1 protein-coding gene is annotated in these 255 nt (G+C 43.1%); it reads left to right on the top strand.

Annotation, left to right across the window (positions count from 1 at the left end):
- On the top strand, positions 1-255 hold a 255-nt coding region (locus CA600_RS30740), incomplete at both ends, for a metallophosphoesterase (protein WP_179281797.1).

The raw sequence follows: 255 nt of genomic DNA, 5'->3' as shown, positions 1-255 counted from the left end.
TTCCCGTTAACTGTTCTACACACCAACGATACACATGCGGGACTAGACACTGTAAGCTCGCCAAATAATATCTTGCGCCGTGTAACGGCAATCAAAGAGGCTAAGGCGACTACAGAAAACCCTATTCTTCTCGATGCGGGTGATGTGTTCTCCGGAACACTTTACTTCAATAAATATCTGGGTCAAGCCGATTTGGCCTTTATGAATCTGGTCAAATATGATGCTATGACTTTCGGCAACCATGAATTTGATAAA

The organism is Paenibacillus sp. VTT E-133280 (genome assembly GCF_002264385.1).
Classification (GTDB): domain Bacteria; phylum Bacillota; class Bacilli; order Paenibacillales; family Paenibacillaceae; genus Paenibacillus_AQ; species Paenibacillus_AQ nitricinens.
Note: the sequence above shows the minus strand (reverse complement) of the source record. Positions and strands in the feature narration are given on the sequence as shown.